This is a genomic window from Gottfriedia luciferensis (genome assembly GCF_002156865.1).
In the GTDB taxonomy this organism is placed as follows: Bacteria; Bacillota; Bacilli; order Bacillales; family Bacillaceae_G; genus Gottfriedia; species Gottfriedia luciferensis.
Genome location: NZ_NCTA01000001.1, coordinates 203,295 through 222,287 on the forward strand (window position 1 = coordinate 203,295; position 18,993 = coordinate 222,287).

The following is an 18,993-nucleotide window of genomic DNA, read 5'->3' on the forward strand; positions in this document are numbered from 1 at the left end:
CGACTCGCAAGTAAGCAATATTCTTGTAAACTCCCCTGATGCACTTTTTTACATATAAAAAAATCCACCATGAAAAAGACTTACCTTTAAAATAGGTTTTAGGTCTTCATGGTGGAATAGTTTATTAGCACAGCTTACTAACATACCAATCCATTTATGGTTTATGAAAATGATAGATTCATAACAAATTCCCTACTATGCTTCCATCGTTATAATATTTATTATAGTCTTAAAATTGAAAATAAACAATAGATACGAGCCCTTTTTACAAACGCTTACAAAGTTCAACTTATTTACTAACAGTCGATTTTAGCTTTTCAGCCGTCTTATTTAGATTTGCAACAGCTTCATTGTATTCTTCCTCTAGTTCATTAATAATGTCAGCAGCAGAACTAATCTTTGTAATCGCTCCAACACCATGACCTGCAGACCAGATTTCTTTCCAAGCCTTGGCACTTGATTCATTTTTCATGCCGTCAAAATCAACCTTATCTTTCTTCTTCAGTTGTTCAGGATCAAGACCTGCCTTCACAATACTCGGAATTAACATATTCGCTTTTACTCCTGAAAATGCGTCAGTTAGGACGATGTCGTCTTGTGTTGAATCGACTAGCATTTGACGATACTCATCATTTGCCAAGCTTTCCTTCGCGACAATGAAACGAGTTCCCATATAAGCTAAATCAGCTCCAGCAGCTTGAGCAGCTAAAATACTTTTTCCTGTTGAAATCGCACCAGCTAGTACAATAATTCCGTCCCAGAAAGTACGGACACTATCAACAAAAGCAAATCCATTTAGATTTCCAGCGTGTCCACCAGCACCGGTTGCTACTAAAATTAATCCATCTACACCAGCTTCTGCCGCTTTTTTCGCAAACTTAATATCACTTACATCCGAAAAAACTAGACCACCATAGCTATGTACAATATCAACAACAGCCTTTGGGCTACCTAATGAAGTAATAACAAGCTCAGGCTTATGTTTTTTCAATAACTCAAGCTCTTCTTGTAATCTACTATAAGAACTGTGAACAACCATATTCATTGCCCAAGGAGCAATTTTACGATCTGGCTCTTTTGTTCGCGCCAAAGCAAGATTATCATTCAACTGACCCATCCATTGATCAAGCACCTCAATCGGACGTGCATTTGGTGCTGGAAAAGAACCAATGACACCATTTAAACAAACTGACTCGACTAACTCAGGTCCAGACACTAAAAACATAGGAGCAGAAATGGCAGGTAATCTAAGCTGACTCCACCACTTTTCAGGAATTTGTTTATTCATTGAAAACCCTCACTCTCTAAACTGAATTTTCTGACTTCATATAAAATATTACAGTAGTAAACTATCTTTTACAAGATGAATCGTCATTCATTTTTTTACATTCGTAAATAGGCAACCTATAAATAGAGACTGAAATACCGGTAATGAGTCACGTTTATATTGTAAGTTTTCAAATGATATTAGAATAGCCTTTAGCTTCTTACAAAATGGTTCTGTTAAAAAAGAATGTTGATGATTTCCGTTCCAGGATGCTCGCTTTCCATGGGGCGTGAGGCTTTAGCCTCCTCGGCAAGCCTGCGGGGTCTCACCCTTCCCGCTACTCCCATAGGAGTCTCCCACCTTCCACTCCAACCAATGTCTTGGCAAAATCAATATTAGAGGAAACAAAAGAAGAATACCGCCGCAAATCTTTCTCAAAAATGTGTTTTATAAATTATCAACAATTAACATTAACAGAGCCTACAAAATAAAAAAAGCACCCAAGAATGAAATGGGATGCCTTTATGTATAAAATTTATTCTTTGTCTTTCCAACCATCTTTTGAATGAACTTGAGTTATTTTTGCACTAGAAATGAATTCGAGCGTACTTCCATTAACTTTGTATTTCGTTATTGTGAGTTTAAATTTTGCCTTATCGTATTCGGTATGGTCAGACAGATAAGTATAATTGCTGTAAATCGTGTCTCCACCTCGAAAAATCTCTTTATATAACCATTCCCTTTTTTTCTTGTAATGATTGGCAATTTCATATTGTTGTCCTGCAATTTCAAAGGCTTGTTTTGTCGTTAAAGTAGTAGATACGTTAGACTTCTTTTTTGTGTTTTGAATACTCATTTTACTAATCGTATTTTGAATTGGGGAGAAACTTGCAACAAGTAAAGCGAAAACAATCATTGATAAAACAATCATAAATTTTTTAAGAGCCTTTTTAATTTCAACTTCAATCATTGTATCTGCTCCTTTAGGTATGCTAATTACATTACAGGTCAAAAAAGAAATTTAATTCCAGAAAATATAAATAATCAAATTTTAACTTTTAATAAGATAATAATTGAATTTTTGAGAATTGAATATTCTTTCTTTTACCGTTTAAAAGGGTAATTTTCCCGCAAAAAAAGAACCTAAATTAATAGGTTCTTCGTACATGATTAAACGCGATATTCATCGGCACGCCAATTTTTAATACTTTGCTTAATCGCTTTAGAAGATAAACCTTCATTAACCGCTCTTTCACTTAATTCAGGAAGTTCTTCTTCGCTAGCAAATCGTAACGCAATGATTTGACCTACTGTAAGTTTAGAATTTAACGGCTTTCCAGTTAGTGTAAAATGACGAAAATTTTCTTCCATTCGAATAACGCGATCTTGTACTTTGTTTGCATAAGTTCTTGTTAAAATAAATGAGATAACCAATAGAAATGAAGTAATTAAAATAAATACCGCTAGCCAAACATGATCGCTATTTTTAATCGCAATACATAAGTTAACGATTGAACCAATAATTGTGATTAATGCGAGTGGCATTCCATAAAAATGGAATAATGGATGGTATCTAACATGATTGTCTATGTTTTGCTGTTTCATCTGTTTCTCTCTCCCTTAAATTGTTTTTATGTACCTTATATTAACATTATTATAATATTTGATTTTTTATACTTAAAGAATTCTTATTTTTTGGCTCTGAGAAAAAAGATTGATTTCCGTTCCAGGATGCATTAAGAGCAGGAATAAGGAAGGGCAAAGATATTACAAGACTTTAGAAAATTTCATTGATTTTCACTACTAGATTTACGTCCTATTTTCTTTTCCTGCTTTTCCTGCTTTTCCTGCCCTAACGTTAACTGATATAGTAAAAAATCTAGCCCACCTTTTCAAGGGAGACTAGATTTTATATTTTAGACAATTTCTCCAAAATCTTATTTGCCTCTTGTTTCATACAAGGCTTCGCATATTTCGTTGTACATCTTTTCAACGCCTTCATTAGTAGATTCAAATTGATAAGCATTTTCTTTTAAAATTCCAAGTTGATCAGCTTCTCTTCCGACATCTATGTTTGCTCCCATAAAAATAAATTCCCAATTATGCATTTCTTGTTGGTGTAGGATCAGGTTTTTCACTTTACTATATGTGAATTCAATACTAGCATTTTCTAAACCATCAGTCGTAATCACAAAAATGACTTTACCGGGTCCATCCTCTTCATTACTCAATGACAATCTATTCCTGACGTTTAAGATCGTCTTTCCTAGTGCATCTAGCAAAGCTGTTGTCCCTCTTACAAAATACTCTCTTTCAGTTAATTTTACCTCGCTTGCTTTCATCTCATCCCATAAAACTTCATACTGATTATCAAAGAGCACGGTAGTAAGAACTGTTTCTCCTTCTAATCTACTTTGCTTTTTAATAAAGGCGTTAAACCCGCCTATCGTATCACGTTCAAGACCCGCCATCGAACCACTTCTATCTAATAAAAATATGATTTCTGTTTTATTACTAATCATTCTCATCAGCCCCTTTGTTCATGATGATATAATAGTAACTAAATTGATTCAGAGAGAGGTCGCCTTTAAAGCGACATTTTGGGAAGGGAGTAATACAAAGTTGCTTAACCAAGAATTATTGTTAGAAATGCAGAGGTACGTCGAGCGCCATTTAGAAATTTTCGTAAGTTCGAATGAAATTTATGAATTTAAAACTTTGGAAAGTATAGAGCTTGAAGAGTTCTTAAATAATAATCGGAAACCAACTTTTAGAGAGCTATTATTTAGATTGATTGATAAAAAGAATATCAATGATCCTGTGATTTACAAAAAAGCAGGAATTGATCGGAAACATTTTTCAAAGATTCGATCCAATCCAAATTATCTTCCCAAAAAAAATACGATTATAGCGCTTGCACTTGCACTTGAGCTAGAACAAGTTGAGGTTGAGGAACTTTTATGTTCTGCTGGATACACATTATCTTTTAGCGAAACAAGTGATTTAGTTATCCAGTTTTGCTTGGAGAGAAATATTTATGACATAGATTTTGTTAATGAAGCATTACATCAATTTCATTTAAAGCCATTGATATAAAGTAAGCCTATCTTCATCGATAGGCTTACTTTTTTTGCAATTCTACTTATTCAACAATTCCTGTATGTAAAATATCTAAATTAACGTTTACTTTTACTTTTATATTCGGATACTGCTTTTTCCATTTTTCGCCATCGAAATTTCTTTGGTGGGCTTCTAGTTTTGATCCTAGTCCTAATGGGTCAACATTGTTTTTTTGTAAAATAGAAATTAGCTCCTCAGCATCTTTTTCAATTTGTTTTTTTAATTGTTTATTGACTGTTTTAATATGCTTCGGAAACAAAATAGGTTTTTTTCCTGTGTACTCCTGAATTCTTGCATTCATTTTTAAATTAATTAAAAACTCAGGTTTACCTTTTTTGATTTTAATTTTATAATTTGATCTAGATTTCACATTATCAATTGCTATATTCGCACCATTAATATGACTAAATTGATGTAAACCTTGTTTATAATTTTCCATTAAACTTTTTAAAATAAAAACATATTTCATCGGAAGGATAGTTATGAGTTTGTCATATTTCATTAGTGCAATTCCACTTATTTTTATCTCGTTTTTATCAACTTTTAGAACAGGAAGTATTGGATCTTGTCCTTCTTCAAAATATTGATATAAGAATGTTGTGAAATCCATATAGGGCATTGGACCGGTTTCAGCATTATGTACGAGAAGATCATTAAGATAAAGCGCAATGTTCTCTTTTTGATACTCTTTTAATGAAAGTAAATCAACCGTTTCGCCATCTACTATCGCTACTTGTAATAAGTTTCCAATTGATGGGTCCCGATTAAACGTGTCAACAATAGGATAAATTCCCTGTTTTGCAAACTCCTTACTAAACATAATAATACGAAGCTGTCCAGATATTAATCGATATCTTACTTCTCGATCTAGCCTTTCTCTTACTTTTTTTATCGTTTCTCCATTTGCAGAAACTACTTTAAAATCTGTAATACTCTCCGATCGAAAAACTGGATAAAAAACAGTTCCTCTATACTCGTTAGGTTTTATTAAGTCAAAGCCTGCTCCTTCTATTAAATTTAGTTCATTTACATTCGTAGAAGGAATAAACGAGCATCCATTTAATAAACTCACTAAACTAATAGTGATACAAAGAAGAAAATATTTCATGATGCTCTCCTAGATTTTATCATCATAAAAATGATTGAAAAAAGTGGTATATAAATATAGAAAATCCATAGGGCAGCTCTACTAGTATAGTCGGTAAATGCATTAATTTGATAACGTGTATCCAATAACTGGCAAACAACAAGTATAATGACACTAATTAAAATTAAAGTATACTTCTGTTTTATTTTAAAAATTAATTTTAATCCCCTGCTTGTGCTCCAAAGTAATAAGGCTAATATTGAGAGGACCTTTATAAGGAAACTCGAGATTAAAATATATTCAAACCTTTCTAAAAAAGGAAAATGGATTAACTTTGCAATATAAATTCTAGCCCATATCACATGTACAAGTTGCTTTTCACTTAATAGTAAAAATGTTGTGAAAGCCGATAAGGCAAAAATTAATGTTGAGAAACCTACTCCATATTGAGCATATTTTTGTGAAGAATTACCATTGCGAATAAATGGAAAAATCATTAATAAGACTTCAAAACCTGCCATCGTATAGATCGATTGTTTTGCAGATAATAATAACTCTTTGACTGAGTGATCTAAGATTGGCAAGATATTATCAACATGAACATATTCAAATGGCAAATGAAATAACAGTGCGTAAAGTACACCTGTGAAAATTGTTGATAAAAATGCAATCCCAACTACAACACGAAACCCGCCTGATACGATGTAGTAACACAACAATAAAATAAAAATTGCTAATAACCACGTTGATAATGTTGGAAACATCCATACTTGGACGATTTCAATATATAATCTTAAAACAGAGATACAAAGAATTGTATAATAAGCTAGGATGACTAAACTGAACGTTGCTCCAATAATATTGCCAAACAATTGCTTATGGGCATCGATAATATCCCCTTCCGCAATTGTAAGCATTTTGTACATAAACCATACAACTAGATTAACAAAAATCCCTGCAATTATAACACTAATCCATGCATCGTAACCTGCATCTTTAGCAATAATTCGTTGAAAACCTAAAACACCAACTCCAATTTGAGAGCTAGTAATAATAAAAAACAGGAGATAGGGAGAAACCTGTTGTCTTCTATACGTTGCCATAAATTAATCTCCTTATAGTTTATTCATCAAAGTCACTAGGTGGCCCAGGACTTTTTATATCCATTGTTGAGCGATTCCGTTTAGAAGGTCTTAAATTTGTTGGTCTTTTTTGTTGCTTATCAAATGGTAATCTAAACCACATATCATTAAATGCAGTTCTTCTAAAAGGATACGAACCTAAATATGGTCTTCCTAAGGATGTTAAACGAAGTAAATGAGTAACTAAATAGATAAACCCCATGACTATACCGAGAAGGCCAATTAACTGAGCCATTATGACAATCGGAAACTTAATAAAGCGGATTGTATTATTAAATTTATAAATTGCAGAAGTATAAGAAGCAAGTGTACCTAATCCTACAAAAATCAAAAGAATATCACTCGTTAGTTTCGCCTCAACTACCGCTTGACCAATTACAATTCCTCCAACGATTCCAAGCGTTTGCCCAATTTTTGATGGTAGTCGAAGACCAGCTTCTTTCACTAGCTCAATTGTAATTTCTAAAAACAACACCTCAAGAATTGGTGGAAATGGAACAGAAGCTCTAGATATTACTAGCGATTCAAGCAATCTTGGTGGAATAAGCTCATAATGATACGTTAAAATCGCAACATAAAAAGGTGTGATAAAGATTGCTAGTGCGAATCCAAACATTCTAAGTAAACGAAAAAACGTAGCAAGCACCCAGTTAACATAGTAGTCTTCCATTGCAATAAATGTTTCGTCAATGACAGCAGGAGCAAGAATAACATTTGGAGACCCATCTACTACAACTACAATTTTCCCTTCTACTAAACCTGCGACTGCCCGATCGATTCTTTCAGTAGGAATCGATAGTGGAAAAATTGAATTTGTATTATCCCCGATCATAGATGAAATAAAAGAACTATCAGCAATAATATCGTATTGAATATCTTTAATCCTCTGAGTTATCGTATTAATATTTTCCTCATCAGCAATTTCATGTAAATAAACAATCGCGACACTTGTCTTAGATAATTTACCTACTACTACTTCTTTCACATAAAGGTCTGGAATTGGTAATTTTTTTCGAATTAAATTTATATTTACATCAAGATCCTCTACAAATCCGATTTGTGGACCTAAAGTAGTTGCCTCCATTAAGGGTGGACCGATCGTTCTTGATTGATGATTTGCAATATTAACTAGTAAACATTCACTATCCGGATCCCCGAATTGAATCGCCATGTGCCCTTGTAAAAGCTTGCTTTTTATTTTAGAAGCGTCTGATGTAATTGTTAGTTGTTCGATTGGAATTAAAGCTTTTAATTCGACTAATGATAAATTTTTAGTTAACAATGGTAAAACTTGTTTATGCATAATCTCAGACATGATCAACGTTCGAAAAAAGTAAATACTATAAATATTATCTACCTCAGGATCACTTGCAGTCTTAAACGAAATAAAATCATTTGAATTTGATAATTCATTAATCCAATGATCTTGGGAGGAATCTTTATTTAAGTTAAAGTCATTATTTTTCCTCATACGAATCCCCCATTATCTTTTATTTTATAATTTGAAACTAGCATGAAAATTATTCAAATTAATGGTAAAAAATAGCATTGATATTTTCTAATAAAAATACTCTGAAAAAGATGATTTCCGTTACAGGATGCAGGTAAGAGCAGGATATTAGGGAAAGATATTAAAAGATTTTAGCGAATTTCACCTTCCCTCCTTCCGCTACTCCCATAGGAGTCTTGCACCTTTCACTCCAATCAATGTCTTTAAAATTAAAATTTTTTACAAAAATATGTTTTGTATAATATCAACAATTAATATTATCTGAGCCAATAAAAAAAAGTTACTGCAGAGCACTTTTCATGCTTTACAGTAACTTTTTAATAAGGTTGAAAAGAATATTGATTCTAAAATCTTTTTGAAAATGTCTTGTGTAAGATTAAGCAGTCACGTCACGTTTCGAAAATACGCCCAACGCTAAACCAATGAAAATGACAAAATAGACTAGTAACATCACTACTGAGAATGTCATCGTCATTCCTTTTACAAGTGGAGTACCATTGATATACTGCATTAGATCTGTGTTTGCAAATAAAATATATTTCGCCCAATCGAAATAACTTGCTACAATATTTGTGATCATACTGCCAAGTGTTAATAATAAAATCGATAAACCGATTGCAATTGTGTTATTTCTAAATACGGTTGAAATCATAAATGCCATAGTGGCTAACATAAATGTTTCAATAAAGCTCATTAAATAAAACTTTGCAGAATAGATTAATCTACTTTGCTCTACTACTTTCCCGTCAACATACGCTAAATAAGATGTATTTCCATCACCTGTACTAAATAATATTAGTCCTAATACAGTTGATACAATAAATAACGTGAATAATAGAACAAAACCAAATAGTACACTAGTTATATATTTAGATAGAATGATTTTTCTCCTAGAAAATGGACGAATTAATAATAGCTTTATTGTGCCCCAATTAAACTCACTTGCAACAATATTCGCAGCTATAATAATCGTAAATAATCCTACCAATACAATCGAACTAGATGATACATCTAAAAATGTCCAAACACTAGTCTTTTCATATGGAGAAATGTCGTGTTTTAAACGATACTCATTAATTGCAACCGTTCTTTCCAAAAATGGTCTAGATATATTTTTATCCCCCATTTTCTTCAAATCACTTTTATAACCCTCTGTCTGAGCTTGTATAGTTTGTTTCCAATTTTGATCGACTCTTGCATCTTTTTTATCTTGATTATATTTAACAAAAGTACCAGTAGCTCCTACAAGTAAAATAACTAAAGCAAACATTACAATCGTTCCTGGTCTTTTAATAATCTTTATCCATTCATTTTGAATCAATTTTATCATGATTTAAGTTCCTTTCTTTTTGAATTTCTCAAGATAGACATGCTAATGAGACTTCTCAAGAATAGTTAAACATTCGTTATTTCTAAGAAACGCTCTTCCAATGTTTTTGCATTTGCCTTAAATCCATAAACGCGAATGCGATTTTCTACTAATAATTCAATCACACTCGGTACATCTTCTCTCGTTAACTCAATATGTAATTCATCATCAATTAGTTGAACCTTATGTTTAGATAGCACTTTAAGAGCAGCTTCACTGTCATTTACTTCAATAGAATAAGTAGTTACTTCTTCAGTAGTAAGCTCAGTTACTGTTTGGACATCTACTAGCTTACCTTGCTGGATAATACCAATTCGGTCACACATCATTTCCATCTCTGAAAGTAGATGACTGGAAACAATAATTGCCATTCCTTTTTTCTTCGTTAAAAATTGTAAATGATCTCTCATTTCTCGAATACCAGCTGGATCAAGTCCGTTCGTTGGCTCATCAAGTATTAAAACTTTTGGATCATGCAATAAACATTGAGCAAGTCCAAGGCGCTGCCTCATCCCTAGAGAGTATGTTTTAACCTTTTGACGAATTGCTCCAGTTAATCCAACAAGCTCAACAACCTCATCGATTTTCGCTTTTGTTACAGTCTTATCCATACGAGCATATTGCAATAAATTATCATAACCACTTAGAAATTTATACAACTCCGGATTCTCTACAATTGCTCCAACATGTTGAATTGCACCCTCAAAGTTAGACTTAATACTGTGGCCATTAATGACAACGTCACCTTCAGAAATATTCATCAGACCAACCATCATCCTGATTGTCGTTGTTTTACCAGCTCCATTTGGCCCTAAAAATCCAAACACTTCGCCTTCATAAATATCAAAGCTTAAATCAGAAACAATTTTCTTCCCTTTAATTATCTTAGAAAGATTCTTAATCTCTACAATCGCCTTTTTCATTTCGTCCTCCTTATTTCCAATATTTTCTAATTCCCAAATCTTATTTTAACAAAACTTCTCTAATCTCTAACACCGCCTAAAGTCTGAGTTTATTAAAATTTCGTTAAATTTTTCCAATTATTTTCCCGATTAATGACGATTCATGTCATATTTGTAAATTATTTATAAGAAATAAAGAAAATAGCCTTAACCCCTTTAGATGGATTAAGACTATTGTTCTTGAAACTTCACTTTTCATTTATTTGTAGAAACTCCAGCTATAATTTTATATTTTCGATGGTTTATAACAGTATGATCATGGTCATAGTACTTAAGATAGTTACGGTCTTTACTAATATCTACAATCACTGAATTCTCTAAAACCTTTGCTACGACTCCCTTTAACAGTACCTTACTAATCTCTTTTTTTCTAACGTTATTAGGTAAAAATTCTATTTCATCCCCAAGTTTTACATAATATTTATTCATCGTTATTTTAGATTTATTATCTTCGCACATAACTAAACCCCTTTTTTAATTCAATTATACAAAATAATCAGAATATTCTAAAGTGAATTGACTACTATATTTTTTTGTGACATTTTTCCTATTTAGCGAAGTAGTTTATAAATACATTAGAATACTTTTTTAATAAAACTTTTATGGTTCATTTAATTTTAGTATATGGGTATTTAATGTAATGAAAATTATGAGGTTTTCGTTGAAGAGTGAGTGAAATTAGATTAACTAAAAAAAGGGAAATTTTCGAATTAATATGTAATTAAAAAATATATTCCAAGTATTAAAAAAAGCAAGCTCCACTTTCGTTCATATCCTCTTTTATTTAAATAAACAGTTAGTAAATACATTGATATGCCCAATCCGGTTAATCAAAGTGAACTATGGAGTCTTATGTCAGGATTCTCTTCCTTTCCAAATAATAAATATACAAGATATGCTGCAAATACTGACCAAAAAGTGTAACAAATTTGCTTAGTTAAAGACCTTTTATTCATTGAGGAGACTCCTATTTTGTTTCAGGATTTTTCAATATAATTTAATTCATCATAAATTCGCTAAGATATTAATAAGTATAATAAGCCAAAAATGACTGGGATTAAGGTTATGTATCTTTCATTTTCCTTTTTATTAAGATAGATTGCGTTTAAAAATAGTGAAAATCCACTTAACATAAATGCTATTCTAGCTTTAAGTTTAAGATTTATAAAATCAGGGTCATTAAATCTGAAGTAGATTAAATAAATTATAAATACTATACAGGTTATGTAACAAAATATTCTTTTCCATTTATTCATAAAATTTCCTCCTTTAACCCGAATTTTTTCTCCTAAGAAAAGTTCACTCAAAATATTATTAGATAAATTATATCTCGGATTTAAATATTTAAGCCGAACAATAAGTGTATATTTTCTGAATTATTTATTCTAAAATAACTTTTTCTCAAAAACAAAAAGGACTGTTTTTTAAAACTGTCCCTGCTTAGTTTTTTACGTAGTTTTTAACAAAATAAAAAAAATCTTTTAATGAATTTTTTCTAACTTTATATTTCATATTTAGAAGAATTTGACTGAGAAGGAATTGAATGAGTAGAAATAATTTCATCCTTTTTCACTTTGATCCCATGTAAAAATCCACCATATGCAGCTGCACCATCAATACAAATCTTCGTCTTACAAGGAGAATACCAAATATCGAACTGTCCTTCAGTTTTGTGAAGAATAGATGTTGGAGTATGGCCGAATACAAATGTTTTATTTGTTTCATTTTTACCATAATGAAATTCATCACGAATCCAATAAAATTCTTTATCCTCAGTATCCTTCCAATCTGCAAGATTAAGGTTTACTCCAGCATGAACAAATACATAATCTTCCCATTCAAAATACAATGGTCTAGATTTTATAAAATTAAGCTCAGATTCAAATTCACTTTTCATTAATTGAGCTACTATATTAGGGTCTTTTCGATTAGTAATATCAAATTTAAAAAATGAATGAATTGTTTCAAGACCACCTTGTCCATAATAATAAGCTTGTTTTAATTCAGGCTCTTCAAGCCAATCTAATAACATTTGTTCATGATTCCCTAATAATACTACCGCTCCATAATCTTTTTCTAATTGTTGTGCTCTAACGAGGACATCATACGAATGCTCGCCACGATCTACTAAATCTCCGAGTAAGACTAATTGTTCTTTTTCTGGGTTCCATTCTTTTAGTAATTCCTCTAGCTCATTTATACTACCGTGAATATCACCGATGGCGAATACTATTTCTTTATCCATTATTACATCCCTTCCATATTACAAACTAATTTTTATTCACACTAAATTATTCGAATAATATAAATAGTTTAACAAAATGAATTTATTTTCGTAAGGTACTTATTCATTACATATCTAAAGCTGACTAAGGATAGTTTTTTTAAAAAAGGAAATAATGAAAAGGTAAAATTTTGGTTAAAGGGGATTTTGAAATGAATAATGAGGATAAAGAATTGAGTAATAGTGATTTTCATATTGCGAATTTAAGTAATGAAGCTAAAAGTAAAATTGAGAATTTGGAAGAGGAATTGGAAATTACTTTGGTTGCATATGATTGTAAGAAATGATGTTAATTCCTATGGTACTCTTTGAAGAGTGCCTTTTATTTTTTTACTTGCGATTTACTGTCTTATTTAAAAAAACACCTCTTAAGAGATGCTTTCATTCTATGAAAAATTACCAAGTTAATCAAACGGAGAGATATACTCGTCTGAATCTAGTAACCATGGACTATCTTCAGTCTCCTTCACTACAATTAATAATCTATAATTGATTCCAATTATACTCGGGACTAATTTTGGATCTTTCACATCAATATTTATTTTTGCGTAATACGCTTTAATTGCATAATAATCGTCTTGTACGCGACTAATTCCAAAATTTCCTGAGTTGGATATATCTATAAATTCTATAATAGTAGTTTGTTTTAAATTATCAAGATACTTTCTGGAAGATGGATTACCATAAAATGCGGTACTTGTTCCGCTTCTTTAACGGGTTCTTTTATAACATTTAATTCTTTTTTGTAGTTAATAATCTCACTCTGAGTAGGTTTATGAATCGGAATAAAAAGGTAAATTGAAATTATCATGATTAAGCAGAAAATAGAAGATATAAAGCAAAAGGGACTAATCTTCCTCATATTTTCACACCCCAATACTTTTGTGAAAACATTAACATATTAATCAACTGGAAAAACATTCAATATATTAAGAAAGTATGACAGTTAATTTATATTTACAACTTTATTCCTTTTATTGTAACAAATGCCCATAATGCATTCTAAACTCTAATGTTATATTGTAATTAATTGAATTCAAAATTTAGGGGGGATGTAGATGAAAATGCTCATAAAATTATGCTTAATTTCTATACTAGTTTTATTTGCAATTGTTAGTATCGTTTATACTACTTATGGGCCAAATAAGGTTATTGTTTCCAATGGTGAATATGAATATGATATTTCTAAAAAAGAAAATATTACTGCTTCAGCTAAACAATTATTTGTTGGAAGAGTAATTGAACAATTAGAGACAGAAACAGATGATGGAGGGCCATATACACCTTATAAGGTTATAGTCGAAAATAATTTAAAAGGAGAATTGGGAACAAATCAAGAAGTCATTGTTGAACAACGAATTGGTTATGATAAAAGTCAAAAAGCAATAATCAAAATGGAAGAAGAAGACAGTTTTTTAACACAAGATAGTTCATACGTATTTGCTACAAGTAATATAACAAACCATGATCGTTATAGAATAATAGTTCCAGTAAAAGGCAACGTCAAAATAAAAGATAAGAAGGAAAAGCATCCAAATGAATTAATTTTAAAAGAATTTAAAGAAGCGTTAAAGAAAAATAACGAAAAACGGAAAGATGAGATTTGATAAAGATTTTAGTAAATATAATAGTAATCCTTTTTTGACTAACTTCAATAAATGAGGTTATTATTTTGCAATTTGCTTCGCTTTTTGACAGTCTTTATATTGATAATACATTTATGATTTTTTCCTCTTTTATGTATTTTTTAATGTGATCAAGTATTAATATATAGTTGTTATTATTTTAAAGAACATTTGTATAAGTTATTATCAAGCCACTCCTTCTTAAATAAATTTTCCCTACATGTTCCCTAAACTGTAACATTTCCCCAAATATTTTTAGATTCAATGTGATATATTTTTAATCAGATAACTATTTATATAAACTTTAACTAACTAAAAAAAGGATCTTCTATTAAGACCCTTTTAGAAACATTAATGCATAACTATTTTTCGAATAATTCATCCATTAAATCGTTTATTTCTTTTTTTAGCTTTTTTGTTTTGTTTTCATCTATTACGAATTTCCCATTCGCCATATTAACTGCATCACCAGGAGAAATGGATTTTGGAAACAAGTTTTTAGGATAATCAGTCGTCGAACCATCTTCCAATTCGACTACAACAATGTTGCCCTCGATTCGGTCAACTATTCCTTTAATCTTCATATTATTTATCCTTCTTTACTGTTATCTTAGTTCCATCACTCGTTACGACTACATTACCATTTTTATCTGTACGATAGATCGTTGTTTTGTATTTCTTAAATCGATTCAGCGTTTCATTCGTTGGGTGACCATAGCTATTTTTTGCGCCTACACCAATTACAGCAAACTTCGGTTGAACTTTATCTAAAAATAATTGACTACTAGACTCTTTTGCACCATGATGCCCCACTTTTAAAACATCAGCTTTCAATAATTTTTTTGAGTTTACCATATCTTTTTCAGATTTGAATTCAGCATCTCCAGTAAATAAGAAACTATTTTTATTAAAAACAAGTCTTAATACTGCGCTCCAATCGTTAAGATCGGATTTTGGATATGCTTTTACTGGACCCACAAATTCAGCTGATACACCCTTTAGGTTTAATTTAACTCCAGCTGTTACTGGTTTAATTTTCAGATTTTGCTTTTTTACTGCTAATAGAAAATCTTTATATGCTTGAGTTGTATGCGATACGTTCGGAGCATATACATTTTCTACTTTATAAGCATTTAGTACCTCATCTAGCCCACCAATATGGTCTGCATCAGGATGTGTAGATATCAAAACTTCAATATCATCAACTTTTAGCTTCTTTAAGTAATTTACTACTATTTTACCCTTAGCTTTGTTTCCTCCATCAATAATGATGTCATCACCATTTGCAGTTTTAATATAAATCGCATCTCCCTGACCAACATCAATGAAATGTGCAGTTAAATTTTTCGAAACAGCTTTAGCTTCCTTAGGTTTTAATTGATATGTAATTCCCGCTAATAAAGCACTTGCTAGAATTATATTTACTATTTTCTTTTTCATGTTAAAAATACCCCTTACTATTAATATCGTGAATTGAATCAATTTTAGTAAATTAATTTAATTAGTAAATATCATGTGTTTCAATATGCAAAAAAAAGATAGTTTCCATTCATGGTTCTATCTTTTTTTATTGCTACAGAAAACTATCTTTCACATGCTATAAAATCATGATCACGATCGCTTTTTTTATTTGCGTCATATAAAGCTTTTGATACAAATGGTTTATATTTAGTTTTACCGCCTACGTTTTTAACAGATGAAGTACGAGCAACTCCACCTTTATAAACTTGGTTCATTTCCGTACAGTTTTTGAAAACTCTAACAGAAGCTGCGCTTGCAACATCATTTGAAGCAATTGAATAACTTTGAACAAGACCTATAGTAAGGATTCCGATAAGAAGTTTTTTCATAGTAGTTCTCCAATTCTATAATTTTGTTGTAACAAATGTAATCCAATTTTAATAGTAATTAAAATATATCTATCTATCAATAGTTTTTATCCTTTTTTAGTAAAAAATTACTTAAATAGTTTTATATTAATTCGTTGTTCTGCTAGACTAAACAGCCTCTCGTTATTTTATTAGTAAAAAAGTTCCTCCTTATTCGCAAATTTAGATATTCAATTAAATAGTAATAAAGTGCTACTACCAGTTCAAAGGAATCGGTTTTATTTTCTTCTTTAACTATTATTAGAATTTTGTTAAAAAAGCGGAAACACTTAAATAAGTGTTTCCGCTTTTTGTTTTTATTCAGTTTTAGATTACTATTTTGCTTATTTTTTCAGTGCACAAGCAACAGTTCTAAATAACTAAAAAAGGATTTAGCGTGATATGGCATATCGAACAAGCATACATATAAAATATTGATTCCCAAATTTCTCCAATCTCAATATACATAATCAATAAAATGTTACAGGAGGTTAGGAATGATTGTATTTAATCATGTAAATAAGTATTATGGCGATTTCCAAGTCTTGAAAGATATTAATCTAACAATCAATCAAGGTGAAGTGGTTGTTATTATCGGGCCATCTGGTTCGGGGAAAAGTACTTTGTTGCGCTGTATCAATCATCTAGAAACAATCAATGACGGTACACTCACCGTAAATGGAATATCAGTCGGTGATAAAACAACAGATATCAATAAGTTAAGGCGTAATATTGGGATGGTTTTTCAGCATTTTTATTTATATCCCCACAAAACGGTGCTTGAAAATATCACTCTTGCCCCTAGGAAAGCCCTTGGACAATCCGAAAAAGAGGCTAATGAAACTGCCAGACATTATCTGGAAAAAGTCGGGATATTAGAAAAGGCTGAATCTTATCCCTCCCAGCTATCCGGAGGCCAGCAACAACGTGTAGCAATCGCTCGCGGACTTGCGATGAAACCGGATATTATGCTTTTCGATGAACCTACCTCTGCACTTGATCCGGAAATGATTGGAGAAGTGTTAGATGTAATGAAGACTCTTGCTAGAGAAGGTATGACGATGGTTGTCGTAACACATGAAATGGGGTTTGCCAAAGAGGTTGCAGACCGGATCGTATTTATGGATGAAGGGCGAATTTTAGAAGAAGCAATTCCGGCTGAATTTTATGCGAATCCACGTGAGGAACGGGCTCGTTTATTTCTCAGCCGTATACTAAATCATTAATAGGAGGAAGTAAAATGTTTCTAAAAAAATTCATGAAAATTGCGTTAGTCACAACAACAGCCGCCTTGGTTCTTTCGGGTTGTGGTGGGGAAAAAGACTCAAAAGGTAAAAATGATGTACTTGCAAAAATTAAGGAAGATAAAAAAATTGTGTTTGGTGTAAAATATGATACTCGTTTATTTGGATTGAAAAATCCTTCTACAGGTCAGGTCGAAGGGTTTGATATTGATCTTTCCAAAGCACTTGCAAAAGAAATGTTTGGTAATGACGTTAAGCCTGAGTACATAGAGGTTACTTCAAAAACGAGGGTTGGCCTCTTAAATAATGGGAAAGTTGACGCGGTCGTCGCTACAATGACCATTAATGAAGAGCGTAAAAAAGAAGTAGATTTTACAGATGTGTATTTTAATGCAGGACAATCATTGCTTGTCAAAAAAGGTAGTAAAATTCACGGCCTTTCTGATTTGAAAAAAGGCACAAAAGTTCTTGCAGTTAAAGGCTCAACATCCGCTGTAAATATCCGAGAGAAAGCGCCTGAAACAACGGTACTTGAATTCGAAAACTATGCTGAAGCTTTTACAGCCTTAAAAGCAGGTAAAGGTGATGCCTTAACGACAGATGATTCAATTCTTTATGGTATGGAAGAAGAAGACCCTTCATTTGAATTAGTAGGTGGAACTTTTACGGAAGAACCTTATGGAATAGCTGTTAAGAAAGGCAATATACAACTTGTCGACGCGTTAAATAAAGCATTAAAAACCCTGAAGGATTCAGGAAAATACGATGAAATTAAAAATAAATGGATTAAAAATTAATTTTTGATATTATCGTCGTGATCAGCAGAGTCCGTATTTTTACGGACCTGTTCATCCTGATTATTAGGAGGAAATCCTTTGATTGATTTCTCGATTCTAACAGATCATATGGAGTATTTTTTAGAAGGTTTAAAAGTAACCATTTTTACTAGTTTGATTGCTTTATTATGTAGTTTTCTATTAGGAACATTAATTGCAGTCATGCGAATTGCACCAATTAAACCACTAAACTGGTTAGGTTCGGTATATGTTGAATTTATTCGTAATATACCTGTGCTAGTTATCGTATTTTTCACTTACTTAGCTGGAAGCTTTAGTGGGATGATCGCAGGAACAATCGGATTGACGATCTATACAGCCGCCTTCATTTCCGAAGCAATCCGTGCTGGTATCCTATCTGTTCCAAATGGACAAATGGAAGCAGCACGCTCGACAGGTCTGAGTTACGGACAGGCAATGAGATTCATTATACTTCCCCAGGCTATAAAAATTGTAATCCCCCCTCTTGGTAACCAATTTATTAATCTAGTTAAAAACTCATCACTTTTAGCAGTCGTAGCTGGTGGAGATTTAATGTATCAAGGTGATCTAATCTCTGCAATGACATATGTAACGTTTGATACTTATATTTTTGTAGCCTTATTTTATTTGGTCTTAACGATTCCTTTAAGCCTTGGAGTAACATATTTAGAAAAACGTTTGGCTAGAAGTAATTAAG

The 18,993-nt window shown here is 31.6% G+C and carries 21 protein-coding genes; 6 read left to right on the forward strand and 15 right to left on the reverse strand.

Features of this window, described 5'->3' with window-relative positions; all coding sequences use genetic code 11:
* Positions 1-289 precede the first annotated feature (289 nt).
* The 4 genes from B7R67_RS01010 to B7R67_RS01025 form a co-directional block, all read right to left on the reverse strand.
* Complete coding sequence (locus tag B7R67_RS01010; protein ID WP_088066703.1) at positions 290-1,288, reverse strand: NAD(P)H-dependent flavin oxidoreductase; 999 nt, start codon at positions 1,286-1,288, stop codon at positions 290-292.
* 514 nt (positions 1,289-1,802) lie between these two features.
* Complete coding sequence (locus B7R67_RS01015) at positions 1,803-2,237, reverse strand: hypothetical protein (protein WP_088066705.1); 435 nt, start codon at positions 2,235-2,237, stop codon at positions 1,803-1,805.
* 200 nt (positions 2,238-2,437) lie between these two features.
* The gene (locus B7R67_RS01020; protein ID WP_088066707.1) at positions 2,438-2,872 is read right to left on the reverse strand and encodes a DUF6526 family protein; all 435 of its coding nucleotides are present in this window, start codon (positions 2,870-2,872) and stop codon (positions 2,438-2,440) included.
* A gap of 332 nt (positions 2,873-3,204) precedes the next feature.
* Positions 3,205-3,789 (reverse strand): vWA domain-containing protein, encoded by a 585-nt coding sequence (locus tag B7R67_RS01025; protein ID WP_088066708.1) that lies wholly within the window; start codon positions 3,787-3,789, stop codon positions 3,205-3,207.
* Between the two features lie 100 nt (positions 3,790-3,889).
* Here B7R67_RS01025 and B7R67_RS01030 point away from each other — a divergent pair, with 100 nt between their 5' ends.
* Complete coding sequence (locus tag B7R67_RS01030; RefSeq protein ID WP_088066710.1) at positions 3,890-4,363, forward strand: hypothetical protein; 474 nt, start codon at positions 3,890-3,892, stop codon at positions 4,361-4,363.
* A 46-nt stretch (positions 4,364-4,409) separates the two neighbouring features.
* Here B7R67_RS01030 and B7R67_RS01035 read toward each other — a convergent pair whose 3' ends face one another.
* The 8 genes from B7R67_RS01035 to B7R67_RS01070 form a co-directional block, all read right to left on the reverse strand.
* A complete protein-coding gene (locus B7R67_RS01035) occupies positions 4,410-5,495 on the reverse strand; it encodes a Ger(x)C family spore germination protein (protein WP_088066712.1) in 1,086 nt (361 codons plus the stop codon).
* Positions 5,492-6,577, reverse strand: coding sequence for a GerAB/ArcD/ProY family transporter (locus tag B7R67_RS01040; protein ID WP_088066714.1), 1,086 nt, complete (start codon positions 6,575-6,577; stop codon positions 5,492-5,494). The genes B7R67_RS01035 and B7R67_RS01040 overlap by 4 nt, the downstream gene beginning before the upstream one ends.
* Before the next feature lie 19 nt (positions 6,578-6,596).
* Positions 6,597-8,087 carry a spore germination protein gene (locus B7R67_RS01045; RefSeq protein WP_088066716.1) on the reverse strand — a complete coding sequence of 497 codons (1,491 nt, stop codon included), beginning with the start codon at positions 8,085-8,087 and terminating at the stop codon, positions 6,597-6,599.
* Between the two features lie 415 nt (positions 8,088-8,502).
* Positions 8,503-9,456, reverse strand: a complete 954-nt coding sequence (locus B7R67_RS01050) for an ABC transporter permease (RefSeq protein ID WP_088066718.1) — start codon at positions 9,454-9,456, stop codon at positions 8,503-8,505.
* 65 nt (positions 9,457-9,521) lie between these two features.
* Positions 9,522-10,418 (reverse strand): ABC transporter ATP-binding protein, encoded by an 897-nt coding sequence (locus tag B7R67_RS01055; protein WP_088066720.1) that lies wholly within the window; start codon positions 10,416-10,418, stop codon positions 9,522-9,524.
* Between the two features lie 234 nt (positions 10,419-10,652).
* Positions 10,653-10,916, reverse strand: a complete 264-nt coding sequence (locus B7R67_RS01060; protein ID WP_088066722.1) for a DUF2187 family protein — start codon at positions 10,914-10,916, stop codon at positions 10,653-10,655.
* 371 nt (positions 10,917-11,287) lie between these two features.
* Complete coding sequence (locus tag B7R67_RS22615; protein ID WP_268875977.1) at positions 11,288-11,413, reverse strand: hypothetical protein; 126 nt, start codon at positions 11,411-11,413, stop codon at positions 11,288-11,290.
* A gap of 545 nt (positions 11,414-11,958) precedes the next feature.
* Entirely contained in the window at positions 11,959-12,702 is a 744-nt protein-coding gene (locus B7R67_RS01070) for a metallophosphoesterase family protein (protein ID WP_088066726.1), read from the reverse strand.
* Positions 12,703-12,893: 191 nt separating this feature from the next.
* Here B7R67_RS01070 and B7R67_RS22620 point away from each other — a divergent pair, with 191 nt between their 5' ends.
* Together B7R67_RS22620 and B7R67_RS01080 are read left to right on the forward strand one after the other, a co-directional pair.
* Entirely contained in the window at positions 12,894-13,028 is a 135-nt protein-coding gene (locus B7R67_RS22620) for a hypothetical protein (RefSeq protein WP_268875978.1), read from the forward strand.
* A 771-nt stretch (positions 13,029-13,799) separates the two neighbouring features.
* On the forward strand, positions 13,800-14,348 hold the full coding sequence (locus B7R67_RS01080; RefSeq protein ID WP_088066730.1) for a hypothetical protein: 549 nt from the start codon (positions 13,800-13,802) through the stop codon (positions 14,346-14,348).
* A gap of 380 nt (positions 14,349-14,728) precedes the next feature.
* Here the strand turns inward: B7R67_RS01080 and B7R67_RS01085 are convergent, their stop codons facing one another.
* From B7R67_RS01085 to B7R67_RS01095, 3 genes are all read right to left on the reverse strand, one after another.
* Positions 14,729-14,950, reverse strand: a complete 222-nt coding sequence (locus tag B7R67_RS01085) for a DUF3006 domain-containing protein (RefSeq protein ID WP_088066732.1) — start codon at positions 14,948-14,950, stop codon at positions 14,729-14,731.
* A 1-nt stretch (position 14,951) separates the two neighbouring features.
* Positions 14,952-15,806, reverse strand: coding sequence for a ComEC/Rec2 family competence protein (locus tag B7R67_RS01090; RefSeq protein WP_088066733.1), 855 nt, complete (start codon positions 15,804-15,806; stop codon positions 14,952-14,954).
* 143 nt (positions 15,807-15,949) lie between these two features.
* Positions 15,950-16,216 (reverse strand): excalibur calcium-binding domain-containing protein, encoded by a 267-nt coding sequence (locus tag B7R67_RS01095; protein WP_088066735.1) that lies wholly within the window; start codon positions 16,214-16,216, stop codon positions 15,950-15,952.
* Positions 16,217-16,731: 515 nt separating this feature from the next.
* Between B7R67_RS01095 and B7R67_RS01100 the strand changes: the two genes are divergently transcribed.
* The 3 genes from B7R67_RS01100 to B7R67_RS01110 all read left to right on the forward strand — a co-directional run bounded on the left by B7R67_RS01100 (position 16,732) and on the right by B7R67_RS01110 (position 18,992).
* Positions 16,732-17,460, forward strand: coding sequence for an amino acid ABC transporter ATP-binding protein (locus tag B7R67_RS01100; protein WP_088066737.1), 729 nt, complete (start codon positions 16,732-16,734; stop codon positions 17,458-17,460).
* 14 nt (positions 17,461-17,474) lie between these two features.
* On the forward strand, positions 17,475-18,275 hold the full coding sequence (locus B7R67_RS01105) for a transporter substrate-binding domain-containing protein (protein WP_088066739.1): 801 nt from the start codon (positions 17,475-17,477) through the stop codon (positions 18,273-18,275).
* A gap of 78 nt (positions 18,276-18,353) precedes the next feature.
* The gene (locus B7R67_RS01110; protein ID WP_088066741.1) at positions 18,354-18,992 is read left to right on the forward strand and encodes an amino acid ABC transporter permease; all 639 of its coding nucleotides are present in this window, start codon (positions 18,354-18,356) and stop codon (positions 18,990-18,992) included.
* The last annotated feature ends 1 nt before the right edge of the window (position 18,993 follow it).